Source organism: Methylotenera sp. (assembly GCF_036401095.1).
In the GTDB taxonomy this organism is placed as follows: Bacteria; Pseudomonadota; Gammaproteobacteria; order Burkholderiales; family Methylophilaceae; genus Methylotenera.
Window position 1 is genome coordinate 12,819 of sequence record NZ_DASWWA010000023.1, and the last position, 22,249, is coordinate 35,067.

Genomic DNA, 22,249 nt, shown 5'->3' on the forward strand with positions numbered 1-22,249 from the left:
TCATGCGTATAGAACAGATCCAGAAAGCACTAGAAGCTGCTTACCAATTAAGTAACCATCATGAATATGTGATTGCTGGCAGCCTGTCAGTATTAGGCGCTATTGAAGAATCTCCTGAGCTTATGTCAATGTCTACCGATATTGATTTCTTCCCGCTGCAAGATCCTGGCCGAGCTAGTGAAATTGCTAATGTATTGGGTGAGGGTAGTGAGTTCCATATCAGAAATGGGTATTACTTAGACGCTATCTCACCAGACTTACCTACCTTGCCCAATGAATGGGAGTCAAGATTAGTTAAGCATGTTTTGAATGGGATCACCACCTATTTTCTTGATGTTAATGATACTGCCATTTCAAAATATACACGTGGTGCTGAGAACGATTTCCGTTGGATTGAAGCTGGTTACAATGCAAACATCCTACGTATTGATGTTATTGAGAGTCGCATGCGATTCATGACGGATTTTTTCGATCTTAGTGAAAAGCATAATGCATTTAGTAGGTTCCATATGCATCAAAGAGCGATGCTACCCAGTGGGGTACTAGATAACAATCTCCTTAATTTTCTACATAAAAATAAATTAGAAGACGGGATTAAAGAGATTGATGCAGAACATGGGAGTTATGAGGGGAAGATCTTATGGGCTTCAGATCTATTTATAGTTCAATCTCTCGGCCGAGGAAAATCTGCCATTCATGACTCTTCAAAATTAGATGTTGTTCCCGCGGCTGAAAGTCATGCCAGGTTTAATTACATAGATGGCCAACTCGAAGTAACGCCGGCTCAACAAAATGGTCTTTCTTTAGACTCCTAGCCACCGATTGCTGTTTTTTATTAGCACGCATTTTTCTAACTCTCTGCGCCTACGAACTCGGAATTACATTCACCACACTTTACGTGAATGCCAGGTTTAGCCCAAATATTAATTCCACATTCACAGGTATATTTGACTCTAGTTGGTTTGCTTTTACTGTCTGATTGAATATTCTTCGTCAGTGCTACTTGTATCTGCACTTGTGAATTAGGCTGGTTTGCTCTAATACTAGTTGCCGACTCTGGCATATCCTCTAATTGGCAAGCTAATGAGCTTTGGCCACTGTTGGCGACGCGCACATCTGGATAGCGATCATACCAAGACAATTTAAACGAATTTGTTAATAAGTCTTTACACACTTGTAAAAATAATCCGTTTTCAATTGCATAATCAGCTATTCGATCGCCTGTTTTTTTCCCACCTGGCCTGCCGGTTGAAGATGGCATCAATCCTATAGCCTCCATCTTGTCCGCCCATTCTTTATTATGGTAACGGCCGCGCCCTGGCGTGCCAAAATGGAATTGCCATAGATGGACCATTTCATGTACAAGCGTTTGCATGATCTCAATAATTGGCGTAACTCCAAAATAAGAGGGGTTGATAGCTATTTCATCTGTTAATTTACCTTCTACATTGGCAAATCTACCGGATGAGAAGTAGCCACACGTATGCTTTTCACGCTGCAGTGTAATTAAACAATTGGGCAATTCCCCATCAAATAGCATTTTGTTAAATGCATCATATGCCCAAGTTAATTCAGCGTAGGTTTCTGTCGTTGGCTTCATGTTTGTATTGTACAATACAACATAGCATCAGTAATACGTGATTGACGCATACATTAATAATATTTTCCGAGGACGCGATAATTTACCAAGCTAATGCATTGACTTTAGCCTTTAATTTAGCTCACAATCTCTGAATAGTTCCATTAAATGAGATATAACGACTTTGGCTAGAGCGATTATTGTAGAAGATTACCAGTTCGATCATGCGGTAAAAGTAGCGGCCGTCACTGGCCGCAACCAAATACGAGACGTTGCATTATTACACGTACTTTTTGGAACAGCCCTTACCACTACAGAGATTGCTTTATTGCGTGTGGACGACTACTTACGAGACGATGGCACCATAAAACAAGATTGGAAGGTGCGCGAAGAAATTGCCTACAATGGTAACGAAAGACCTTTATTCTGGAGTAATAAAAAGGTGTCAAGCAAGTTAGATCAATATCTTGACTACAGGCTCAATGCTGGGCTTGGTGTTGTAACAAAATCTAGTTATCGAGGATTACAGCCAGATGGCTCATTATTTGTCACTGAGAATGGTGGAAGTATGGCGATGACTAAACGTGTTTTAGATGGTAAGGCGCATTATTCATGTGATGTGCTTACCAGCATATTCCGAAAGTTATTTGCGCAAGCAGGTATTGAGGGCGCAAGCTCTACGAGTGGACGCAGAACATTTGCGACTAAACTATATAGAAAAGGTTACGACCTTAAACATATTCAAACTTTACTTGGACATGGAAGTGTTAAGGCTGTCAGGAAATTGGTTGAATGTGATCCCATGAACTTAGGCGCAATAGTAGCGAAGGCATTTTAATGGCAGCACAAAATAAAGAGCTTAGGTTTATTAATAAACAATCACTCAAAGAATTTAAAGCCCTCCCTGATGAAATACAAAAACGCTTTGCACTTGATCTCCAAGCGGTCATGGAAGGTAAGCGTCCATTTTCTAAGTTTAAAAATATCTCTGACAGTGTAGGCGTCGGCACTATTGAACTAATTGAAAATGGCCGTCCAGCCTACAGGACGCTTTATGTAGCAAAGTATGAGAACGCAGTTTACGTGCTGCACTCATTCACTAAGACAACTAACGGTGTTGATAGACAGGCAATGGACACAGCCAAACAACGTTACAAAGCAATGATGGCCGAGATTAAAAAATAAATATATCAACACTTGTATATTTTTCTTTTAAGGGATAATATATCACTACTGATATATATTAATGAGGTTGAAGCGATGAGTTCAATTAAATTTAGTAATGCTTTTGATGCAGTTACAGACAATAAAGAAGAGGCCAGCGAGCTGCAAATTCGTGCTGATCTGATGATCGCACTACGTGACATTGTAGAAGAAAAAGGTTGGAAGCAATCGGATGCTGCTGAAGTGTTTAAATTAACACAACCGCGAGTTAGTGACTTATTGCAGGGAAAGATTGATAAGTTTTCTATCGACTTGTTAATGACCTGCCTGCATAGGGTCGGTTTCAGATTTAAGCCTATGTATGAAAACAGCAGACTTAGCATAGAAGTTCAAGCGGCATAACTAAGAACGTAAGGGAAAAGAATTATGCGCACCTTCATTTGGACAGTAATTACGATTTATGGGATAGATGCAGCAGTTGATATTGCGTGCATCATTCGAGGGAAATTTCCTCCGAGAAACAAATATGCGACAGTGGTAAGTAGGCCATAGGTCTTGGGTTGATGGCATGGGGTGTATCGTTATTAATCATGCCAAGTTCAAATTAAACATATCGGAAAAAAATATGACAATAATTAATAATCAATTGGCAAGTGAGCTTAAATCTGATAGTGAATTGGATGCTAGTCAAGCTGAATTTCGTGCAGGCCTCAAAAAAATTGATATTGAAATGGCCTTAAAGGTTAATGCCAGAATCAAATCATCATGTGTAATTATTCCAAAGTTAGATAGCCCAACTAAAGAGGAAATGTTAGCCCGTATCAATCTACTATCAGATGAAATTGATGCTAATGAAGAAGAAAATCGTTTCATGCAAACAGAAATTGATGGTTTGTATGCTCGCATTGATGCTTTGAAATAACTCGGAAAAGGTGAACTGTAATGAGCATAGACTACAAACAACAGATTGAACGCGGCATAGAGCTTCTAAAACTCTGCCAACAGCTTCAATCCGAAAAAGACGGTGTTAATCGCCCTGAGCCATTCATTATCGACAAAACCAAAGAGCTTGATCAATTCGCCCAAGACATTGGTGCTGCTATCGTTAATATTTCAGCACTCAATAAATTGTTTCCTATGATGCTGGCACTTGGTGAACTCGGTCGAAAGCTACATGCAGAAGGCAAAATTGAAGTTGATTATGGAGATGATTTCTCAACCAGCGCACTTGGTTATGTTCTTGGCCAAAACGATTTAGATCCAGCTCGCTGGATAGATTAACTTACGACGGAAAATAACATGAATAAATCCTTCGCTCGTTTGCTCTGTAAAATCATTGGTCACAAGGGTCCAGAGGGTGCAACGTATAGCCTTAATCCTTCGCTCTCGAAATTATCTTCCATGAAATGGCATTGCCCTCGATGTGGTGAATCAGAACGCGCGGTGATGGTAGGGCAACTAAGGGATGGGGTGGTTATTGACAATCCCAGATCTATTCTCGACCTATCTCCATCCGAGAAAAAAGAATGGGAATCTGGAAACCAAGCGTTCAAGTTCTTTCCTCCAAAGAACTGATATGAACAAGGAATGTTAAGTTTAGGTCGGCGCTCTGCAGGTAATGGCCATATCCTTGATTCGCGCTGCTGTAAAATCTAGAAAATAATTAAAACTGAAGGAGTAACAGTGAGTAATATAGGAAAAATTGCAACTCTCGCAACTGCATTTCTAATCTTGGTATTGTTATCTTCTGCATTTGCACCTCTTAGTCCAATTGTAATTATTGTGACAATAGTTATGTTCATTGCATTGATAGGCATATTTCTGTTTCGCTAGGATATTATGTTGTATGCTAAATCTATCTTCAAATAAACGAGGTAGGTTATGAGCTGGGAACACACTAAGCGCAAAGCTAAATGTAATAAATGTGGCCACGAGGGAGTTTACATTGAGTCCTCAGATGATTGGAACCGACATAAACAAAGCTGGGAAGGTTTTAGTGCATTGCCTATTGGAAAGCTATCGACAATGCGCATGAAAGTTGGAAATAATGATGGGTCTCCAGCTTGCCCTGAATGCGGTTGTAACGAAATTATTATTGGCGAGGTCATTACGTCGTAATTTCCATTAATAATGGAAAAAAATAGTAAGCGATTAAAACCTATGTAAATTCCATACTGAGAAAACGTAAAATGAGTTTGATTAAATTACTTGATGTGAAGCTAAAAGATTTGATGCCAAACACCAATGCTAAAGTCGTAACCCTTCAAAATGAAACAAATACTTTTCGCAGGAATAAAACTGCTGAGTATAGAATAAGTGATCGATTACTCGGATCTGCGAGGATCCTTGCAATGAAAGAGGGCGTGCCAGTAACATCGATACTAAAACGTCTTCTGGATGAAATTAATAATTAAAATATTGGAAAGATCATATTTTTATTATGAAAATAACTCATCAGTTAAGTGTTCAGCTATCAAAGAAATTATTCATTGCCAATTCAGGCTTGGTCCTCCACTTACTAGAAAACACTCTTGTTTCTGAAGCTATGGCCGCTAAATTAAAACCCCTACTTATCTATTCAATGAATATTGAAGGTGTGCCAGGCAGGTTCGTATACTTTTCAGCGATTGATGCGCCTTTACCCATATTAGATTTTCTGGAGCTGGCATGGAGTGAAAATAACAAAGAGGGTATTCCTGATGTATTAAAGGTATCAAAAGATTTCAATGAACAGTTTCCGTGGCTATCTAACTTTATCTATCAATTTGGTATTGAGCTGATTGTTGCTGATGGAAAAGATAGATCATTCACGGCCAATCAAAGAGCAGCCCATGGGGTCGCTGATGAATATCATTATTTTAATTCCCCAAGAGACCTTGACCATAATATCCGATCAATACCCAATATTGAGGAAATGAACAAGCCAATACCTTTCCAAGACGGCTGGAAGTTTCCATTAAGCGGTTCGATTAGTTACATGGTAGACCTGGCAATATCAGATTATAAAAAGCTAAATAAGAATTTCCTAAAAATTACGAATTCATTCGAGCAAATTTATGAAGAATTTCCTAAAAATCACGATTGGCTTTTAAAGCAACAGAAAGGCATTCCCACACGACCAGTGAATATTATTGAAAATGATATTAAGCGATCTTTAGGAATAATTAGTTATAAAGAATTTATTGATAATGAACTAGAAGATGAGAATAACATTCTTTACGGCAGCGATTTAGTTAGAAAATTAATGAAATGTTGGCCGCAATCTTTATCATTTGTAGCGAAAAGAATAGGTGTCAAGACTAAAGATTTTGAATGGTATTTAACCGGAAAAAAAGGGTTAGACGAAACATCCTTTTATAGGCTATGTGAATATATTCAAATGAGAGAAAGCCATGAGTTCTATTATGAAGACGGCTCACCTTTTTATGAGTTATCTGGAAATTACTTGTTACATGCTAGAGACAAACTAGCGCATATAGATAGTATTTTTGATGAACTTACTGGTGGAGGCGATTACTCTTACAAAGTAGAAGTGCAACCAGATAATGGTAAATCTGATCCAAACTTCAGAATTCTATTATTTGGTAGTTATTCAGACTTTCATATTATTGTTTTTAACAGGTCATCCCCTGCAGTAACTTTAATAAATGAAAAAACGAACTCTTCGAATAACAAAGAAAGTGTTGTTATACCAATAAAAATGTATTTGAAAGTTTTGCGATTGTTTGGTGATGCAAGTAGCGGAAATTGCAATCCATCAAATATCGAAGTTAGTATGCTAGATTTGTTTAAAGAGATTCAAACAATAGTAGATTAATTTTATTAGGCATGAAAAGGATAGAGTATGAAAATATTAGATTTGGCAATTAACTTCATCTCTTATTTAATAGGGTTGTGGAGTAATAAATCATATGATGAATTTACAAATGAGCATAGATCATATGAGAGAGGAATATTAATTAGTTCAACAATGGCTACAATCTTTATATTGGCAGCATCATTTTTACTCCCATTAGTTGAAGTAAATCCATCTGAAGGAATTAAGTACTCAACTTACATTTTCTGTAAAACTACAAGTTTTTTTCTATATATATGCGGTGTACTTTCAACTCTTAGTGCTTTATGGAATTTTGCAGAATTAATTAATTTTAGATATAAAAATGGAATGGAATAATGACCGGCTCTGAATTCGAACAAGGTATGAAGCATCTTGGATTATCTCAAGTCAAAATGGCAGAAAAGTTAGGCATTGATCGCGGTACCATTGCTGCCAGGTGTAAAGCTGACGTTGTGGATGAATCATTCCGTTACATCATGTTAGGCATGCTATCTGAGGCGGCGGCCATATCCTTGATTAGTGCTGTTGTAAAATCTAGCAAATAATTAAATAAATGATGGTTTATTCTACACATTCTTGTTTACATTGCTATTTAAACATGCAATAATTAACCATATTGTAGAAATAACCAGCAAAGGTAATATTATGAGAGCCGAAAGAATAATTCACAATAACAAAACTGGCGAGAAATCACCAGCTGTGCAGTTAAACCGTAAATTTTCAAATATTACTGAGGTTCATACTCATGCTGATCGCAATGGGGCAGTTAGGTTTAGTTTTTTTAATGTGGCAGATGCTAAAGAAGGATTTACTGAAGAGATTGAAATTCATTTAAGCGAGGATGAAGTGAAACTTCTAGCAAAAATTATTCGCGCTTCAAAAAACAAATCTAACTAAACGGAATAGAAAAAATGAATCGTATAACACTTATTGCTACTCTTTCAATTCTACTTCTGTTTATAACATATGAGTATCTGTCGCCTGGGTTGATCTTTATGGTATTTATGTCAGTGGGTGTTTGGTTCTTTCCGGCGAGTCTTGTTAATGATGAATTCTGGTTTCTTCGCAAGCGTCTTTGGACGACTGGGACGTTTTGGGTTCAGCAAGATGATGTAGCCGAGCATGACCCCTTCATCTGGTCCTCTCTTCCCGTCCAGAAAGGGACTGATGTTTCCCATTTATTGTAAACGAATCGGAAAAGGATAATGAAAACTAATCAACTGAACAATGAAGCACGGGAAGTTTTATTGGCTATTTTAAAAGATGGCGCAAAAACACATAAACCACACTCTACAACAGTAGAAAATATTGTTTTGTTGCTGAATTGGGATGTCGGTGGAAAATCAAACGATAAAATTCGTGAAGTTCTTCATGAGTTGCTTACCAACGGTTACAGTATCCAGAACGGGAAATCATTTGCTTTGGGTTCGTATCTTTCAAGTTACGAGATTTCTGACCATGGGAATTTGACTATTACAGTAAATATTCCTGAAAGTCTTGCCCAAACTATTGTAAATAGTAATACCTAACAGGCGTAATAACGGAAAAGATCAAATGAATAAATCCAAAGCTACATATACTGTTGAATTGTCGGTTGTTGATGAGGCAGCCAAAATAATGATCTCTCATACCAATATGGCTATGCAAGAGATGGCTGCGAAAGGCCTGGACCCAGGCGGGGCGGTGCAAGCAGTGGTTCAAATGAGCTTGCGCTTGTACGCGGATTTGATCGGCGATGACGAGGAAGCAATTCGGCAAACCCGAAAGTTTATTGACGAATGGGAGCGCGATTTAAACGACGCTCCGGATAGTCAAACGCACTGACGCGAAAGACCAAGCAAAAAGAACATTGTCCTGCTTAGTAACTAACCATGGAAAAGAAAATGACTGAAGATCATCTTGCCAAGAATAGAATTGAAGTTGCAATTATCAATATCATTGTCGGGATTTTTGTCGGATTAATACCTGTTGTCGCAATTGGGGTCGCACATGAATATGAAAGTTTTGCAATACCAATGGTCATGTTTGTAGTAGCTGTTGGTATTGTATGGTGGAGAATCCACAGAACATATCAGGTTAATCAGTAACTAAAGGGTAAGTTTTTATGCATTTAAATTTAATGGTAGCAATAATGAAGAATAAAAAGTGGTGGGTTGCTTTTGCCAACAATAAAAAACAGGTTGATATTGGTGCCTATGAGGGTCTTAATTGCCGATCTCGCCGTCATGCGTTGACGACTGCAAAGAAGTTGATAATCGGTGGGCTACCTGTAGTCTACGTTGTTAAATATCAGCGTACTTATGCTGCGGTAACGCAGTAGTTTTTTATTAATTCATGGAAAAGACGATGCCAGCCTCTAAGACCTCAGTTATGCAAAAATTCGATGAATTACGCTGGGTATCAGTACATGCAGATGTTGTAGACCCATCAAACTGCGAAGCTGTGCGTATTAAGCAATTAAGGCTTTTTTACCCAGAGCTTTCACATTGGGGAGAAGCCGCACTGAATGAGGCTTGGGGTTGGTATTCTGAAGATTGCTGGTTAGTCGGGATGATGGAAATAAGCGAACGTGACCCATGGTTTCTTGGATATTTATACCAGGTTGAGCAAGGCCACCGCGTCGGATTGTGGAATGGAAATACTCAATTGGCTGCACAAGGTGCGGCGGCTCTTAATTTAGTTAGGTAATTTAAAAAAGAAAAATGAAAATCCAAACTATTGAAAAACTTAACTTGTCAGCGGTCCGGTTAGAATATGAAATTTAATAGAAAATATCTTAGTTGGGTTGCTGCCATCGTATTAGTAGCTACTATTTTCGGCGGCTGGCTGTATCTGCATTCCCCAGCAGAAGGTCGTCTGTGTAATGACGGCCAAAGCATTCAAAACGATGCAGACGGTAAGCTGTTCACGTGCCAATCTGGCGCGATCTGGAAGTTACACTAAATATCGGAAACCCTATGGATAAATTTCTAGTAGTGGAACCTACGATCTCAGATATGCGGAAAGCGACTCCAAATCCCACCCTTGAATGTGAAAGGTGTGGTTGGCAAATTAAAGCGACTGATACGAGTAACAGTTGCTGTTCTGTATGTGATGGTACATTGGTGAGCGTTGATGCAATTTTGGCCGGAAAAAAATGAGTGATATTGACGCCGCTGAACTTTCAGGTCGGATGTATGAGGCTACGGAGAATAATATAAATGGTACATTCTAAAACAATCAAAGATCAAGCATCATTAGCCAAACGCACTGGCACATCTATTAACAAAATAGTTGATCAACTTGAACTTGATTTTATTAAGAATCAATCCGAAGGTATTAATCGTGAAGATCGTAACACTTTAATTAAAGCAGCTTCAATACTGTCTAAATTAGGCTCAATCAAAACAAGCATAGCAAAAAAGGCTGAATCGGCTGAGGCCGAAAAAGAAAAAGCCATCAATCTAGCAGAACTAGAAGCTAAAAAAATAATCACTAACTGGAAAAGTGTAGAAACGAATTTAGATAAGGTGGCCTTAATCATTGGTGGTAGATTAGACTATTCCTTAGAAAGTTACTTGAAAGATGGACTGCCGATATGGAATCGTGAAGTCACTTCTGAAGATTGGTTGCATATGTTAAATGAACTGACGAGAGATGCGAACAAAGCAATAGCTTCCGATGCTGCATTTCACGCAGTCACTAAAAATAAGTCGATATTAGAGGTAATGTCGGCTGCCGAAGAAAAGCTACTCGCTTTAAAAAAACATTCAAGAACATTACTTCTCGCTAAAGAGTGGGCAGCTAAAATTAATCCTTAAGTAGCTTTTGTTGTGTCTGTCATCGTTCTTTACCAAACCTACTGTCCAGCTTAAAACGACATTAACGTTTTTTCTGTCTATCTGCTTCTTTAACTGACTTCTCTGCAACACTCACTTTACCGTTTTTATAAACAACATCGACTATCTCTTCAGTATTTGGCGCTACTAAAGCATGAAGGGCGTAACGACTACGGCCAATATGCTGCGCAAAGCCACCAAGTGCATTTAGATCTGGCTCAAGTGAAGCTGCTATACGACCACTATAAGTTCTGTTCAGATTAACATCTGGAATTTCGAATTCTGCACTTGGATCAATTGATAATACTTTTCGCTGCAATAATTGATTAGTTGTATATGGTGATTGCCCGATTTCCTCACCTACAGCTGGCGTTATTAGCTCATCCATAGTTTGACCTACGCCATCGCCCACCAGAGGCTCTAAAGCGTTTGCTGGCACTTCATGCTCTGTACTCGCCATTGTTGATGCAAGTCTATTTAGCTTCTCTTCACGGTGAGATGCAACCACCGCTTGCAATTCTGGATTAAGAACAGTTATACCCAAGTCATCAGCCAACTTGGCCATTCGGGTACTAAAGATTAAATCACCGGTTAATGTAATTTGATTACCAAATTTTTGTTGAGCATGAACAAGTGCAAGCTTAATTTCTTCATCCGTTACTAGAACTTTATCGAAAGTAATGCGATTCCCGCGATCCGTGAATAAGTGGCTTCCATGTACACTGTTATATTCAATATTACCATTGCCGGTTACATTCCATTTTATGCCAATATATTTTCTTAAAAGTGCATCAGCCTCATAAGGCCTTACAGAGTCAGCCCGTGCAGAACGAATTGCTACCTCCTTTCGCTCTTGCTCTAACAATCTAGCCATTACTAATTTATATTGATATTCCTGATACTCTTGAGAGCCATCATCTTCTTTAGTAAGTAATTCGTCATTCTGGCTTTTTTTAGCATCACGTTGCGCTTGATAAACAATACCTCTAAGCGCTGAAAGTGCAGCTTGATCATCTAAATTTGCTTGCTCTTGTAACCAGATTCTCCACCCTAAAGGCGGTAGTCTAGTTGCACGCATAATTTTCATTTGAGATTGAAAATTAGCTTCAGCTTGCAGTCGTGCACGAACGGCCATCATATTAATAACGACATTCCGTTGGGTTTTTTCAGCAAGGCTGAATGTACGATCATTTTTAATCGCTTTGCTATCTACCCATGATTTCTGCTTTATTTGTTTTAGCGCTTGGCCATATTCTGATTTAATTTCTTTAACGCGACTCCAATGCGATTGGTCGCCTTCACGAACAAAACGTTTATATTGTGCATACCTATTTCTTAAATCCTCACGTGCAAGAGCGCGTGCGGCTTTACGTTCTTCACGTTTGGAGTTATCTCTACTTAAGCTTCTGATGCTGCGGCCGCTGCCGCTATCTGGAATGGTGCGTCGCATGTCCGGATCGTGCCAGGCTTGCTGGTTTCCCAAACTATCGTATAAAGCGTCCGGCAATATGCTCTCACCGTGCTGTCCGTTGCCATCCATACTGCTAAAGGACAATTCATACAAGCCACTTCTTCTTTGGGCCGGCGAGCTGCGTCGATCAGATTCAAAGTTGGAGAACTTGTAGCTATTGGTGTTACTTTCGTTCCAGTTTCTGTTGTCTGTAGTGAAGACATGATCTATTCCTTTATTTATTTGTTGTTGAGTAAATTTTGAGAAATCTGGGGTGAAGCTGGGCTGCACACCTGCTTTTTCTGAGTCGTCTAAGGGAGTAGGGTCTGCTGGGAATGTTTCAACACCATATAGAGGCTCTAGCACACCTAATGTGAACTTACCCCAACGGGCTATAAGCTCATTGCGTTTTAATAATCGCAAACCTTTACTTGCCGGCATAGAAATTTTCTCCCCAGATTTTTCGGAAGAAATCTCTAGACGTAATCCACTACCGGTATCGGATAACTCTATATTTAACTGGTTTAGCCATTTATGTAGTGCTGGCCAGTCTTGCATCTTCGGTAATTGTTTTTTTAACGCTTTAGATACATCTTTTTTTAACCAAGACTCAAGACTATCTGGATCATGCCAGGTGGGCAGAGTAACTTCTTTCTTATATTGTCTATCCGCGTTAACTACATTTTCTGCAAACTCTGGATTAAGAATAACTTTCTTCTCACCGTGACTATTAGTTTCTACAATATATATCCCATTATCATGGGTCCATCCGTGCTTAATCTCACTTTCCCTTGCCGCTTTATGTAAGGTTTTTTTTGACCACATAATATTCTGGGTTTCAAAAGTAACGGGGTGTACACGATTCACAGCCACGTGCGCATGCCAATTGTCGGTATTACCATGTATTGCTATTACTGCCTCATGTTCACTTAAGCCAAGCGAATTTAGGGCATGCTGAGCCGCATCAAAAATAGATTCGTATTGTGGTTTTTCGTGTTCTGGCCAACTTAATATAAAATGATATGCTGGGTCTTTGCAGCGAGCGTTCTTTGCAGCTGTGGCATTCATTTGCACTGTAACTGCTTCTATACTGGAAAGATTGATAGTGCGAATGGCCACACATTTTTCTTCATTCGATTCTAAATCCGTTTCTGCAACCGAATATTCAATGATGTTATCAAATGTGTTATTAATTGATTGTGTACGCTGATGTCCTTTATCTTCCTCGATGTAATTCACCAGGTCGTTGAAAGGTTTGCTTTCATTCGAAGATTGAATCCGCTGTTTAGGGATTTTAGGAATCATTTATTAACTTATTACTACGCAAACATTTTTTGCTGTTTTGGTGTATACACAGCATAAGAAATTCTATTGGTAGATATATTGAAATAGCCGTGCTCTGTATCGTTATCGATCCCTATGTAATTAAAGCCCTCTAAAATAGCAGAAACACCGAATGATCCGGATCCCATAAACATGTCTAAAGTTGTGCCTCCTGGAGGTGTCACTAACCGCTGGAAATATGCCCCAACTTCAACCGGCTTTACTGTCGGATGGTGGTTTGCACGTAAAATTTCCTTCATTGGATCTATTTCACTATAGCCCCGTCCACTGTCATTTTTTATACCCGCTGGGTTTTTCTGCAGTTTCTCAATACCTTCATCACGCTCAGATGATGATGCCTTGGCGCAATAAAAGAAGCGTGCAGCTGATTTATCTGTCTCTATACGTGCACTATGTGCATGAGGAGGGTTCATATCCCCAAATTTTCCGTTACTTGGCCTACATTTATCTGTCTCTTTCACGTCACTTTGTGCACCTTTGGCATTCGGGAATGCTGCAAGCACTTCAGCACTACCATCATGAATTAAATTAGCACGCCAACGCCCAGCAGATGTTCTACAAGCATCAATATTGATGGCGCCAGTACCAAACTCTAATACATTTGCTGCAACAGTTTGGCTTAATGGCTTTCTCGCCATACATATAGGCTCATGTGCGGGTTTAAGTGCGGTTCCCCAACCCTCAAAATCACCTTCAAGGTTACGTGATTTAGGAAACCCACTGCCATATACCCATTCAAGCATTGATGGGGCGCCAAATGCAGTTAAAAATAGCTCAATTTGTTCATCAGATAAACTGTTCAGGAAAGCATCTTTATCTTTTTTTCCGGAATAAAACCTTGCAATATTATCTCTAACATCAAAACCTGCATCCTCAATTGCGGATGCCATGCGGTGGTAAGTCCGGCTCCCACTAAATGCTAAAAGATGACCACCAGGCTTAAGTACTCTCAAAGCATCTTTCCACATGGCTATGTCATAAGCAATGCCTGTTGAATCCCACGATTTACCCATAAAACCAAGTTCATATGGCGGATCAGTAACAATTGAATCTACACTGTTATCAGGAAGTAATGCCAGCACCTTCCTACAATCTTCGTTATACAAAGTTGCATTACCAATTATCATGGGATTATTCATATTACCTTTTTGGATCATAATGATTTTTTCAACAAAGCATTCTGAGTTTATGACAAAGCTATTGCAAATTACTAATTTAAAGTAGCACTTCAACATTCTCAGTGCGCTTACTAACTACAATCCCAATATTCGACAATGAAGATATAAACTCATTGACGTAAGCTAAACCTGTCCCATCTAGCATATCTCTATGAACCGTTTTCTCAAGTTCACCATCATCTATTTCAGGTGATAGGTTACGTAACCGAGCGAACAGAACTTCTTTAGCCATCTTTAGTTTTAATGATTCAGGAATAATTGCTTGCTCTTTCCCTTCAATGAAAATATAACCCTGTCCGAATGCTTCTTTCTCAAATGCCGAAAGCATTACCCCAAAGTGAGTTTCATTCATTTGTTCATGGACACTTTTAGCGTAGCTAGATAAAGGCTTTGAAAGTTTTTTATTTGTTTCCATTTTTATATTCCTAGTGAATTTAATTTAGTTATATGCTAGTACAGACTTTTTAACATAATGTATCTTACACGCAACTATGTCATTGATTATTAACGGTTATATATTTCGCGTTTTTTGATTTTCTATACTGCCAAGGTGGCAATGGGTTATCTTCTTTCCATAAACCATAACGATGTTCTTTAGCATATTTATGAGCTTCTGAATATTTTAAGAAATCTTCAGCAGATTGATTTTTCTTCCCAAAGCTAGCTTCGTGCCATGCAAAGCCATTCCTAACTTGTTCGAAATTTATGTCAATCTGATTAAAATAAACCGTGCCCAGAGGACGATTGAATGTTTTCTGTATTTTGTTCTGCCTGGTAGTTTGCAATTTAACTTGCACGACCTTCCCATAAATCATTTTTGATAATGACTTCTTTGCTGCTTTGCCGAATGGTTGACCAAACTCAATACATTTTTCATCATGGTATGATGGCTTTCTTGCATGACATGATGTTTCAGGTGAATCAACATTAGATAATCTTACTTCATGCTGTTGATTATTTAATTCAAGAATTGTGATGGTATCTCCATCAGTAACACCCACCACCCTACCCTGTAACCAAATATCGTTTGCATGCGCTTCTAAACTTATTGTTGTGACAGATAAATTTGTCAAGATAAGTAAACTCGCAATACTGATTTTCTTCATGTTGTTCACCATAACTAACAAAGTACTTACCAAGTAATGATTAAAGATCGGTTTAAATACTCTTCACCAGCTTGTGCTACGGTATAACCCAAACCTTCTAATTCCAAAATAAACGCATCAAAATCTACATCCGAACCAACACCTTCTAGTAGATATTTTCTGTGCCCAGATTTTGATTGCTCTTTGATTTTTGCCAACGTAGATTTCATAACCACATGACATTTTTGATCTCGCCAACGATTAATTCTTTCAGCAATTAATGATGCTTCTGCAGCTGTTAAGATAGTTAAATTATCAGTCATTTCTATTTCCTTAATTGTTAAAGCACCAATTAGGTGCTGTGAAGTGTTTAACGAGATTGTGTTTTACTTTGCTCTTGCTCGGCCATAACGTTGGTACCCAAACCCTTCTCATAGCTAACCTTTAACAGATCACCTTTTTTAGGGTCAATGTTTAAGTTTTCCTTGTCGTGGATTACGGCGCTACGACCAAGATTTTGAACAATATGGAATGAGGTGGCATCAATAACTTTACCCTCATAAACCTTACCATCTTGCGGTGTTAAGATTGGATCTTTACCCTCAGCTACATTCTTTGCTGTAACTAAGGATTCGTATTTCTGAGGTTTTGTAATTCGCATTTGTGCCTGATCTAATGACCTGGCACGTATAACATCTTGCTCACTTAAACCGAAAGCAGCGGCCTCCTGCTCTAACACACGCAGAGAACCAAATAGCACCTTATTCTTAATGCCATTTTCACTATAATCAACACTCAACATTAGAGAAGATTTATCAAGATATACTGAACCTATAGGCTTTTTTGTAAGCTGACTTTCATTTTTATTAATTAGAGGAGTAATAACATCTATGGCCATAACTACCAACTCGCCTTTTAACTCATGCGCAGTCACGAACTTATCAAAAGTAGCAATTGAGTTAAACAATAAAACCTGGCTCTTGCCTGCATCATTAACAACTTCAATCGCCAAATCGCCAGTTTTATTATCAATATACGGTGCTGACACTTGATCTTTAGCAAGTAGGTTCACGACCTGCCCAGTTCCCTTATAATACGAAACTGTAATTTCATTACCCACTTTCGGCAGTGTATCTAAGCGACTATTTTCATGAGTCACGATCTCACCAAGACGTGTTTGCTGTACTGTAAAAGCATCGTTTTGGGTTAATACTTTACCTACTGAAACTTCCCTAGGCATCAAATCACGCACTTGCTTTCCGATTAATTCTGATGCTGCAGCTAGAACTGGCCGCAAATCACTTGTGAGTGCTCTCTGTAACCCTAACTCTTTCTGAATAAAAGGATGTTCCATGCCTTTTGATAAGAGGTTGTATTCAACCAATGTTGAGTCCGGCAGCTGACTTAACCCATCTTCAACATTATTCAGATGTTCAATATTAACAATAGTCAACCAAGCAAAGCGTGTTGCTACCAATTCGGCCACTTTCAAATTATCGCGCAATGATTCTGGATCTAACCCTAACTTCTCTGTTAAAGAATTTACTGTAAGGTTGTCAAAAGTAAATTCTTTTAATTTTAATGGCAGATCATTAGTGTATGGACCATTCAAATAAATAGTATAGGTACTCACTGGCATACCTATATTTGAAGGTAAACGATTTACCGCTCCGGTTGGCTTTACGTTGTTAAAAAACTGTTCGAAATTCAATCTATGTGGCATTTTTAACTCCTGCGTTATCAATGGGATTGCTGCATTTATTATTCTACATCATTTAATTATTTATTGAATGTTTACTAAAGATCCAGCGATAAATTCCTAATAAACTAGTCCCAATGAAAATACTATTTTGCAAACATATTGGTGATTGATTTTCTGCCAAGCTATAAACGATCCAAAATATATTAGATATTAAGAACAGGACCCAACCCCAATTTGAATAACGTATGTTTAAGGCTAACAATAGAGAGCCAACACTTGCAGTTACGCTACCAGCCCATGCTATTAATTCTTGATTCATTTAACTCCCCTACTTCAACCATTAATTAAAACTGAAACTTTTGCTGCAAAAGTCTATTTTTCAATTCTCAACATAGCTTTAATTGCCTCATTACGAACTTCTGCCCACTTAGCCTCATCATCGATCAGGCCCATCTCGAATAAATCTTTTCTCAATAAATTTACAGCTCTAATTAACTTACCAACTTCAATAATAACATTGACTTCATACCTAACATCTGCACGCCTTCCCTCCACTGCACGGCGAATAAATTCGCTTACATCCAGCAATCTGGCAGCTGCTTGTTTTTTTAAGTTACGCATACCAGATGGCGTGAACTTAACAAGTACCTTTTCCGAAAAAGTTTCTTCACTAGTTTTTTTTACGAATAGTTTAGTCATATAAATACTTTAATGATTGTGATAATTAATTAAAACACATAATTTAATTACATTCAATATTTACGGGTATCGGGGCGAAGCCCTGATTCGATAGCGACGAGATGCGTAGCAGATCTAGCATCGAAATAACCTAGGTGGAGATACAACATGTTTTATCGTTGTATATACACCTAGCATCCTGTCCTACTGAATGCTTGAAAAAATGAGGTAAATTTTAGGTATAAATTACATAAATCTTTAAGTATTAAATACGTTTTATTTATAGATAACTTTAGTTTTAAATTAGTAATATTGCTTTAAATATTTTTCATTTTATCGGTGTTAATAAAATGAAAAATTCTAATATTTGTCGCATTAATAAAGGAATAAATATGGAAGTATTAAATATTAATTTGTGCTATATTATTTAATATATATGTATTTTATAAACACTTAGATTGGTGTTTTAATACATAAAAACGTTAAATTAGTTGCTTTTGTTCTGTAACTAACAGGTAAATATCTATGGAAAATAATAGTAAGCAAAGAGTTAAAATACCGTCAAAAACCGAGGATAAAGGCCGCTTAACTTCGAATGAAATTAAGCATAATTTACAGGTTTTTGCATTAGCGTATGATCCTAGTGAGTTCACTCAGAGACAGTTTTTTAAGACAATCATGCCGGAGCTTTTTGTTCTAAGAAGAAAAGGCTTTAGCTTTAAAGAAATTACAACGCTGCTTATTAACTGCGGATTGAAGTTGCAACCTAGCACTGTTCGTGAATACTACACAGATTTTCAGCAAGAATGCCAAGAGGCTTGCGATGCGAGGATTGAGGCTAATTTGAAACTGTTAGCAAGCTTAAATCAGCTAAATACAGAAGACTCTAATAAAAAACTTGTCGAAGCATCAATTCTGGCGAAAAAGGCCAATATGAGTCGCTCAAGCGAAGAGACATTGGCTATTATGGCTGGCGAAAAAAACAATTTGCCCCCACTTGTGGGGGCAAGCAGCCAATCGCAGGCTAATAAGCCTGCGATTGGCTCGTCGGGCGCTGGCGATATCGCCAGCGCCCGAAATTCCCCTACGGGGAAAGGTATTGGATTAGATGAATATGAGCCGTCAATTCCAGAGCTATCTAGCGACACTTTAGGAGATAATCCGCTGGCAAAACTACCGGCTCAAGAGGACCCTATTATTCCGGACTTATCTGGCGCTGCTGATACTAAAATTATTGAAAATAAACCATCCAGAAAAGGCCTAAAGTGCCGCCCATTAAAACCAAGTGAAAAACAAATTGCTGTTAGTCCAGGCGTGCCTAAAGAAGTTTACGAAAGCGAAGCCCTCATGGAGCATCCTAGTATTGAGGGTCTTATGTTGAGTAAAAATGAGAGACTGTATGATGGCTTACTTGAATACTCAAACGAGGATGGTGAGATTCTTGTCGAGTTAGTTAAAGAAAAATTTAATAGGACTAAATGGAGGCCACCTATACCTACTTCAACTTCTAGCACTGAAGACAGCTTTATTAAAATGAAGATTTAACACATAAATAACATTAGATATTGGCATAAGTGCTATAAAACAAAAATGGTTAAATCAAGTAATTTACCATGCAGATTTTATAATTAATTGTATTTGATTAAATACACAACAGAATAAATAATATCTCATCTTAATTAACCAAATACTACCGTTATGAGCAGACAAAAAGACAGCATTGAAACCATACTCTTAAAAGAAAGAATGACTAAATTATTCGTGAAAGCTGTAGATATTAGCAGTGTAAAGGCACGACCAAAAGAATGGGAAATAAGGCTTGGAATTGGCGGGAAAAACCCAAAAGGTATTGTTTGGTGCGCATACCGCCGTGGGGTACGGACAATGTCTTTCACCACACTTCGAAGTAAAGTAAAAATGGCAGTTGATGGCGGCTACATTACAGAACGCATGGCATATCAAATCATAAAAGAGCTCTCTATAACAGCTCAAGATGAGCATGCGATTGATTGCCGTAATTTTTTTGTTTCCGATATTACAAAGACTGTAAAACTATTAGAACAACAGGTACAAGCATATTTAAAATCATTACCAGAGAAAAACTTACTGCCAGATCTATTAAAACCATTAAATAAGTATGTGCCTTAATATTTTACAACTTTTGCTGCAAAAGTTTATTGGGGTAATTTAATTGCATAATATTATTATTTAATATATATTCACTATTACTTAACTTACTACTGGACTTAATAATCATGGCAAAATCTACTGAAAACCCATCTCCCCAACCAGTTACATTCAACAAGCCTAAAATTATTTTTGCTCATGGCGACAAAGGCGGCGTTGGTAAATCAATGATTGCCTCTGCTGTTATTGATTATTTAGATGCAACTGGACAGAAAGTAGCAGTGATTGATGCCGATACTCAAAATCCAGATGTTTCACGCATGTTCCTATCGGAACTAGCCGGTGCAAGCGTTCCTTGTATGAAAGCCAATCTACGCAGTGAAAATGGCTGGATGGACACCATGGACTTTGTTACGAAGCATAAGGATCATTATGTAGTGATAAGCATGCCTGCTGGTATTGGTGAAGTTATGAATACTAAGAATTGGCTTGCTGAATTTCGTTTGTTCCTGGCACAAGATGAAAACCCAACACCAATTGAATTATTGTGGGTTTTAAACACCGGTTTAGATTCAGTCAATTTATTGGTAAATGCTAATGAAACATACGGCAAACATTTTGATGCAATCCATGTAGTAAGAAATAACATTTGGTCTAATGCCGATGAATTCACTATTTGGAATAAAAACCCAATCAAAATTGAATTTGAAAAAAAGGGATGGAAGACAATAGATTTCCCAGCCTTAAACTACAGATGCCGTGACTCTATCCTTGGCACAACTAAGACTCTGCCATTCACTTTAGCTTTAGACTCTTCTGCAGCTGCATCCATTGGCCTTAAGTCATCAGAAATCTTTAAGCTTAAGAACTGGCTTGAAGAAGTAGCTAGCTGCTTAAAACCTGTATTTGGATAACATTGGTAGCATATGTCTGGATCTCAAAAAACAGTTTGGATGATCTCCGGCAATAAAGGCGGTGTCGGTAAATCGCTTTTTTGTCTTGCTCTTGCTTCTGCACTTGAAGCAAGAAGCAGATTTAAAGAATTTGAAGACGATGCAAAATATGCGGTTCTAGATGGTGATGGTCGGACCGGTGATGTGCACGCAATCTTCAAGCGAAAATGCCCCGCACGCTGGGCTGACTTCCGTGAACTTAGACCAGATACGCATAATTGTATGGCAGACGGTGAATATGAGGACCTAATACATAGGTTGTTAGTTGCCAACAATCATTTGATCATAAATACGCCAGATGGCGCAGATAAGATTCTTTTGAAATGGTTTGATAAAACACTGGCCCACACCGAACCTAATAACTATAGATTTAACCTCATATATTTAATGTCAGACAGACCGGATGGCCTCGAATCTCTTAATGATTTAGCTACAAGATTCCAATATTTATATCCTGTTTATAACAACTATTTTGGGAACGAGTCTGTTTTCTCAAGCTTTAATCGTGAATACAAATCTAAGTTTCATGAGGTACTAGAATTTCCCAAATTACGTGCTGAAGAGGTACGTATGATTTTCGATTTAAAAACTTACCCAGCGGAAGCCATGAGACTAAAAACCTTACCAATTATTACGCAATCAAGATTATTTAGATGGCAAAATCAAGTCAATACGAACATCAGTGAGTTGTTAGAGGGTGATGAGAAGTCTAATGTTGTTGTAGAACTGAATGATTAATAATCATTTTATGCGAATACTCTACACCCACATCTGGCTAGGGCATCTTATGGATAATACATTTCATGCATATCCAAATCTAAACGCGAATACACCGTCTATTTGTGGCGAAAGCACCATTATTGAACATGATATGGACCTCCCCAATTACAGATCACCATGCTGTATTCATTGCTTTTCTAAACTATATTCAATTGAATTGAAGGCGAATAAAAATGAATCTAAAAAATAATATTGAAACAATACTGGGCCGTCCACTCACATCGGATGAGCTTAATAACATAAATCAATTTAAAAACCAATTTTCAATTGATGAAGATGATCCACTTATCGTTGTACTCGCCTTAGTTGGGGCAAATAAAATATTGATCGAAGAAATGCCAAAACTTTTGCAGCAAAAGGCTAACGAAACAATAGATCTGCATCGCCAAACATTAATTACCCAGTCAGCTTTGATTGCTAAAGACTTAATTCATGTTGTGGCTTCTAGTATTGATTCATCTAAAAGCCCAATACAACGCGCTACGCCTTACTTAATAAGCTTCTTTCTGGGTGGACTTAGTTTGGCAATTGCTTTGGTATTAGTACGCTAACA

At 38.1% G+C, this 22,249-nt stretch carries 32 protein-coding genes; 23 read left to right on the forward strand and 9 right to left on the reverse strand.

Translation table 11 applies throughout. The features are described 5' to 3' along the window. The first annotated feature begins 2 nt into the window (after positions 1 to 2). Positions 3 to 815 carry a DUF6036 family nucleotidyltransferase gene (locus VGD82_RS11380; RefSeq protein ID WP_331020499.1) on the forward strand — a complete coding sequence of 271 codons (813 nt, stop codon included), beginning with the start codon at positions 3 to 5 and terminating at the stop codon, positions 813 to 815. Positions 816 to 850: 35 nt separating this feature from the next. On the opposite strand, the gene VGD82_RS11385 is transcribed toward VGD82_RS11380, so the two are convergent. Next, positions 851 to 1,600 (reverse strand): SprT-like domain-containing protein, encoded by a 750-nt coding sequence (locus VGD82_RS11385; RefSeq protein WP_331020500.1) that lies wholly within the window; start codon positions 1,598 to 1,600, stop codon positions 851 to 853. Positions 1,601 to 1,763: 163 nt separating this feature from the next. Between VGD82_RS11385 and VGD82_RS11390 the strand changes: the two genes are divergently transcribed. The 17 genes from VGD82_RS11390 (at position 1,764) to VGD82_RS11470 (ending at position 10,381) form a co-directional block, all read left to right on the forward strand. Further along, positions 1,764 to 2,417 carry a site-specific integrase gene (locus tag VGD82_RS11390; protein ID WP_331020501.1) on the forward strand — a complete coding sequence of 218 codons (654 nt, stop codon included), beginning with the start codon at positions 1,764 to 1,766 and terminating at the stop codon, positions 2,415 to 2,417. Beyond that, positions 2,417 to 2,764: a type II toxin-antitoxin system RelE/ParE family toxin gene (locus VGD82_RS11395; protein ID WP_331020502.1), complete on the forward strand. Its 348-nt coding sequence runs from the start codon at positions 2,417 to 2,419 to the stop codon at positions 2,762 to 2,764. Before VGD82_RS11390 ends, VGD82_RS11395 begins: the two co-directional genes overlap by 1 nt. A 75-nt stretch (positions 2,765 to 2,839) precedes the next feature. Further along, positions 2,840 to 3,145, forward strand: a complete 306-nt coding sequence (locus VGD82_RS11400; protein WP_331020503.1) for a helix-turn-helix transcriptional regulator — start codon at positions 2,840 to 2,842, stop codon at positions 3,143 to 3,145. A gap of 223 nt (positions 3,146 to 3,368) precedes the next feature. Next, on the forward strand, positions 3,369 to 3,665 hold the full coding sequence (locus VGD82_RS11405; protein ID WP_331020504.1) for a hypothetical protein: 297 nt from the start codon (positions 3,369 to 3,371) through the stop codon (positions 3,663 to 3,665). Between the two features lie 20 nt (positions 3,666 to 3,685). After that, positions 3,686 to 4,024, forward strand: coding sequence for a hypothetical protein (locus VGD82_RS11410; protein ID WP_331020505.1), 339 nt, complete (start codon positions 3,686 to 3,688; stop codon positions 4,022 to 4,024). A gap of 908 nt (positions 4,025 to 4,932) precedes the next feature. Next, entirely contained in the window at positions 4,933 to 5,157 is a 225-nt protein-coding gene (locus VGD82_RS11415) for a hypothetical protein (RefSeq protein WP_331020506.1), read from the forward strand. 26 nt (positions 5,158 to 5,183) lie between these two features. Then, positions 5,184 to 6,560: a hypothetical protein gene (locus VGD82_RS11420; protein ID WP_331020507.1), complete on the forward strand. Its 1,377-nt coding sequence runs from the start codon at positions 5,184 to 5,186 to the stop codon at positions 6,558 to 6,560. A gap of 27 nt (positions 6,561 to 6,587) precedes the next feature. Continuing rightward, positions 6,588 to 6,917: a hypothetical protein gene (locus tag VGD82_RS11425; RefSeq protein ID WP_331020508.1), complete on the forward strand. Its 330-nt coding sequence runs from the start codon at positions 6,588 to 6,590 to the stop codon at positions 6,915 to 6,917. Further along, entirely contained in the window at positions 6,917 to 7,126 is a 210-nt protein-coding gene (locus VGD82_RS11430; RefSeq protein WP_331020509.1) for a hypothetical protein, read from the forward strand. The genes VGD82_RS11425 and VGD82_RS11430 overlap by 1 nt, the downstream gene beginning before the upstream one ends. Before the next feature lie 100 nt (positions 7,127 to 7,226). Continuing rightward, positions 7,227 to 7,478, forward strand: a complete 252-nt coding sequence (locus tag VGD82_RS11435) for a hypothetical protein (RefSeq protein WP_331020510.1) — start codon at positions 7,227 to 7,229, stop codon at positions 7,476 to 7,478. Positions 7,479 to 7,786: 308 nt separating this feature from the next. Beyond that, entirely contained in the window at positions 7,787 to 8,110 is a 324-nt protein-coding gene (locus VGD82_RS11440; RefSeq protein WP_331020511.1) for a hypothetical protein, read from the forward strand. Between the two features lie 88 nt (positions 8,111 to 8,198). After that, positions 8,199 to 8,405, forward strand: a complete 207-nt coding sequence (locus VGD82_RS11445) for a hypothetical protein (protein ID WP_331020512.1) — start codon at positions 8,199 to 8,201, stop codon at positions 8,403 to 8,405. Positions 8,406 to 8,452: 47 nt separating this feature from the next. Next, on the forward strand, positions 8,453 to 8,668 hold the full coding sequence (locus VGD82_RS11450) for a hypothetical protein (RefSeq protein ID WP_331020513.1): 216 nt from the start codon (positions 8,453 to 8,455) through the stop codon (positions 8,666 to 8,668). Positions 8,669 to 8,712: 44 nt separating this feature from the next. After that, positions 8,713 to 8,901 (forward strand): hypothetical protein, encoded by a 189-nt coding sequence (locus tag VGD82_RS11455; RefSeq protein ID WP_331020514.1) that lies wholly within the window; start codon positions 8,713 to 8,715, stop codon positions 8,899 to 8,901. A 50-nt stretch (positions 8,902 to 8,951) separates the two neighbouring features. Further along, on the forward strand, positions 8,952 to 9,269 hold the full coding sequence (locus VGD82_RS11460) for a hypothetical protein (protein ID WP_331020515.1): 318 nt from the start codon (positions 8,952 to 8,954) through the stop codon (positions 9,267 to 9,269). Between the two features lie 66 nt (positions 9,270 to 9,335). After that, complete coding sequence (locus VGD82_RS11465; protein ID WP_331020516.1) at positions 9,336 to 9,524, forward strand: hypothetical protein; 189 nt, start codon at positions 9,336 to 9,338, stop codon at positions 9,522 to 9,524. 257 nt (positions 9,525 to 9,781) lie between these two features. Next, entirely contained in the window at positions 9,782 to 10,381 is a 600-nt protein-coding gene (locus tag VGD82_RS11470) for a hypothetical protein (protein ID WP_331020517.1), read from the forward strand. Between the two features lie 61 nt (positions 10,382 to 10,442). On the opposite strand, the gene VGD82_RS11475 is transcribed toward VGD82_RS11470, so the two are convergent. From VGD82_RS11475 to VGD82_RS11510, 8 genes are all read right to left on the reverse strand, one after another. Further along, on the reverse strand, positions 10,443 to 13,154 hold the full coding sequence (locus VGD82_RS11475; protein WP_331020518.1) for a relaxase/mobilization nuclease domain-containing protein: 2,712 nt from the start codon (positions 13,152 to 13,154) through the stop codon (positions 10,443 to 10,445). A 14-nt stretch (positions 13,155 to 13,168) separates the two neighbouring features. Next, complete coding sequence (locus VGD82_RS11480; protein WP_331020519.1) at positions 13,169 to 14,428, reverse strand: DNA-methyltransferase; 1,260 nt, start codon at positions 14,426 to 14,428, stop codon at positions 13,169 to 13,171. Then, positions 14,409 to 14,786, reverse strand: coding sequence for a hypothetical protein (locus VGD82_RS11485; RefSeq protein WP_331020520.1), 378 nt, complete (start codon positions 14,784 to 14,786; stop codon positions 14,409 to 14,411). Before VGD82_RS11485 ends, VGD82_RS11480 begins: the two co-directional genes overlap by 20 nt. Before the next feature lie 79 nt (positions 14,787 to 14,865). Beyond that, entirely contained in the window at positions 14,866 to 15,477 is a 612-nt protein-coding gene (locus VGD82_RS11490) for a thermonuclease family protein (RefSeq protein ID WP_331020521.1), read from the reverse strand. Positions 15,478 to 15,503: 26 nt separating this feature from the next. Then, on the reverse strand, positions 15,504 to 15,779 hold the full coding sequence (locus VGD82_RS11495; protein ID WP_331020522.1) for a hypothetical protein: 276 nt from the start codon (positions 15,777 to 15,779) through the stop codon (positions 15,504 to 15,506). 47 nt (positions 15,780 to 15,826) lie between these two features. Next, the gene (locus tag VGD82_RS11500) at positions 15,827 to 17,179 is read right to left on the reverse strand and encodes a KfrB domain-containing protein (protein ID WP_331020523.1); all 1,353 of its coding nucleotides are present in this window, start codon (positions 17,177 to 17,179) and stop codon (positions 15,827 to 15,829) included. Positions 17,180 to 17,231: 52 nt separating this feature from the next. Beyond that, positions 17,232 to 17,477 carry a hypothetical protein gene (locus tag VGD82_RS11505; RefSeq protein WP_331020524.1) on the reverse strand — a complete coding sequence of 82 codons (246 nt, stop codon included), beginning with the start codon at positions 17,475 to 17,477 and terminating at the stop codon, positions 17,232 to 17,234. A gap of 53 nt (positions 17,478 to 17,530) precedes the next feature. Then, the gene (locus tag VGD82_RS11510; RefSeq protein ID WP_331020525.1) at positions 17,531 to 17,857 is read right to left on the reverse strand and encodes a hypothetical protein; all 327 of its coding nucleotides are present in this window, start codon (positions 17,855 to 17,857) and stop codon (positions 17,531 to 17,533) included. A gap of 504 nt (positions 17,858 to 18,361) precedes the next feature. On the opposite strand from VGD82_RS11510, the gene VGD82_RS11515 reads away from it, so the two are divergent. The 5 genes from VGD82_RS11515 to VGD82_RS11535 all read left to right on the forward strand — a co-directional run bounded on the left by VGD82_RS11515 (position 18,362) and on the right by VGD82_RS11535 (position 22,247). Then, positions 18,362 to 19,381: a hypothetical protein gene (locus VGD82_RS11515; RefSeq protein ID WP_331020526.1), complete on the forward strand. Its 1,020-nt coding sequence runs from the start codon at positions 18,362 to 18,364 to the stop codon at positions 19,379 to 19,381. A gap of 153 nt (positions 19,382 to 19,534) precedes the next feature. Continuing rightward, the gene (locus VGD82_RS11520) at positions 19,535 to 19,984 is read left to right on the forward strand and encodes a hypothetical protein (RefSeq protein WP_331020527.1); all 450 of its coding nucleotides are present in this window, start codon (positions 19,535 to 19,537) and stop codon (positions 19,982 to 19,984) included. Positions 19,985 to 20,091: 107 nt separating this feature from the next. Then, positions 20,092 to 20,877, forward strand: a complete 786-nt coding sequence (locus VGD82_RS11525) for a P-loop NTPase (protein WP_331020528.1) — start codon at positions 20,092 to 20,094, stop codon at positions 20,875 to 20,877. Between the two features lie 12 nt (positions 20,878 to 20,889). Next, a complete protein-coding gene (locus VGD82_RS11530) occupies positions 20,890 to 21,654 on the forward strand; it encodes a hypothetical protein (protein ID WP_331020529.1) in 765 nt (254 codons plus the stop codon). A gap of 215 nt (positions 21,655 to 21,869) precedes the next feature. Continuing rightward, positions 21,870 to 22,247 carry a hypothetical protein gene (locus VGD82_RS11535; RefSeq protein WP_331020530.1) on the forward strand — a complete coding sequence of 126 codons (378 nt, stop codon included), beginning with the start codon at positions 21,870 to 21,872 and terminating at the stop codon, positions 22,245 to 22,247. The last annotated feature ends 2 nt before the right edge of the window (positions 22,248 to 22,249 follow it).

Excerpts from the sequence above, each read along its gene's own strand:
- VGD82_RS11405 (WP_331020504.1), top strand. The coding sequence starts at position 3,369 with ATGACAATAATTAATAATCAATTGGCAAGTGAGCTTAAATCTGATAGT.
- VGD82_RS11520 (WP_331020527.1), top strand. The coding sequence starts at position 19,535 with ATGAGCAGACAAAAAGACAGCATTGAAACCATACTCTTAAAAGAAAGA.
- VGD82_RS11425 (WP_331020508.1), top strand. The coding sequence starts at position 6,588 with ATGAAAATATTAGATTTGGCAATTAACTTCATCTCTTATTTAATAGGG.
- VGD82_RS11485 (WP_331020520.1), bottom strand. The coding sequence starts at position 14,786 with ATGGAAACAAATAAAAAACTTTCAAAGCCTTTATCTAGCTACGCTAAA.
- VGD82_RS11415 (WP_331020506.1), top strand. The coding sequence starts at position 4,933 with ATGAGTTTGATTAAATTACTTGATGTGAAGCTAAAAGATTTGATGCCA.
- VGD82_RS11495 (WP_331020522.1), bottom strand. The coding sequence starts at position 15,779 with ATGACTGATAATTTAACTATCTTAACAGCTGCAGAAGCATCATTAATT.
- VGD82_RS11400 (WP_331020503.1), top strand. The coding sequence starts at position 2,840 with ATGAGTTCAATTAAATTTAGTAATGCTTTTGATGCAGTTACAGACAAT.
- VGD82_RS11420 (WP_331020507.1), top strand. The coding sequence starts at position 5,184 with ATGAAAATAACTCATCAGTTAAGTGTTCAGCTATCAAAGAAATTATTC.
- VGD82_RS11385 (WP_331020500.1), bottom strand. The coding sequence starts at position 1,600 with ATGAAGCCAACGACAGAAACCTACGCTGAATTAACTTGGGCATATGAT.
- VGD82_RS11450 (WP_331020513.1), top strand. The coding sequence starts at position 8,453 with ATGGAAAAGAAAATGACTGAAGATCATCTTGCCAAGAATAGAATTGAA.
- VGD82_RS11410 (WP_331020505.1), top strand. The coding sequence starts at position 3,686 with ATGAGCATAGACTACAAACAACAGATTGAACGCGGCATAGAGCTTCTA.
- VGD82_RS11475 (WP_331020518.1), bottom strand. The coding sequence starts at position 13,154 with ATGATTCCTAAAATCCCTAAACAGCGGATTCAATCTTCGAATGAAAGC.
- VGD82_RS11470 (WP_331020517.1), top strand. The coding sequence starts at position 9,782 with ATGGTACATTCTAAAACAATCAAAGATCAAGCATCATTAGCCAAACGC.
- VGD82_RS11380 (WP_331020499.1), top strand. The coding sequence starts at position 3 with ATGCGTATAGAACAGATCCAGAAAGCACTAGAAGCTGCTTACCAATTA.
- VGD82_RS11440 (WP_331020511.1), top strand. The coding sequence starts at position 7,787 with ATGAAAACTAATCAACTGAACAATGAAGCACGGGAAGTTTTATTGGCT.
- VGD82_RS11455 (WP_331020514.1), top strand. The coding sequence starts at position 8,713 with ATGAAGAATAAAAAGTGGTGGGTTGCTTTTGCCAACAATAAAAAACAG.
- VGD82_RS11395 (WP_331020502.1), top strand. The coding sequence starts at position 2,417 with ATGGCAGCACAAAATAAAGAGCTTAGGTTTATTAATAAACAATCACTC.
- VGD82_RS11460 (WP_331020515.1), top strand. The coding sequence starts at position 8,952 with ATGCAAAAATTCGATGAATTACGCTGGGTATCAGTACATGCAGATGTT.
- VGD82_RS11435 (WP_331020510.1), top strand. The coding sequence starts at position 7,227 with ATGAGAGCCGAAAGAATAATTCACAATAACAAAACTGGCGAGAAATCA.
- VGD82_RS11530 (WP_331020529.1), top strand. The coding sequence starts at position 20,890 with ATGTCTGGATCTCAAAAAACAGTTTGGATGATCTCCGGCAATAAAGGC.
- VGD82_RS11535 (WP_331020530.1), top strand. The coding sequence starts at position 21,870 with ATGAATCTAAAAAATAATATTGAAACAATACTGGGCCGTCCACTCACA.
- VGD82_RS11490 (WP_331020521.1), bottom strand. The coding sequence starts at position 15,477 with ATGAAGAAAATCAGTATTGCGAGTTTACTTATCTTGACAAATTTATCT.
- VGD82_RS11500 (WP_331020523.1), bottom strand. The coding sequence starts at position 17,179 with ATGCCACATAGATTGAATTTCGAACAGTTTTTTAACAACGTAAAGCCA.
- VGD82_RS11480 (WP_331020519.1), bottom strand. The coding sequence starts at position 14,428 with ATGTTGAAGTGCTACTTTAAATTAGTAATTTGCAATAGCTTTGTCATA.
- VGD82_RS11510 (WP_331020525.1), bottom strand. The coding sequence starts at position 17,857 with ATGACTAAACTATTCGTAAAAAAAACTAGTGAAGAAACTTTTTCGGAA.
- VGD82_RS11515 (WP_331020526.1), top strand. The coding sequence starts at position 18,362 with ATGGAAAATAATAGTAAGCAAAGAGTTAAAATACCGTCAAAAACCGAG.
- VGD82_RS11505 (WP_331020524.1), bottom strand. The coding sequence starts at position 17,477 with ATGAATCAAGAATTAATAGCATGGGCTGGTAGCGTAACTGCAAGTGTT.
- VGD82_RS11430 (WP_331020509.1), top strand. The coding sequence starts at position 6,917 with ATGACCGGCTCTGAATTCGAACAAGGTATGAAGCATCTTGGATTATCT.
- VGD82_RS11445 (WP_331020512.1), top strand. The coding sequence starts at position 8,199 with ATGATCTCTCATACCAATATGGCTATGCAAGAGATGGCTGCGAAAGGC.
- VGD82_RS11525 (WP_331020528.1), top strand. The coding sequence starts at position 20,092 with ATGGCAAAATCTACTGAAAACCCATCTCCCCAACCAGTTACATTCAAC.
- VGD82_RS11465 (WP_331020516.1), top strand. The coding sequence starts at position 9,336 with ATGAAATTTAATAGAAAATATCTTAGTTGGGTTGCTGCCATCGTATTA.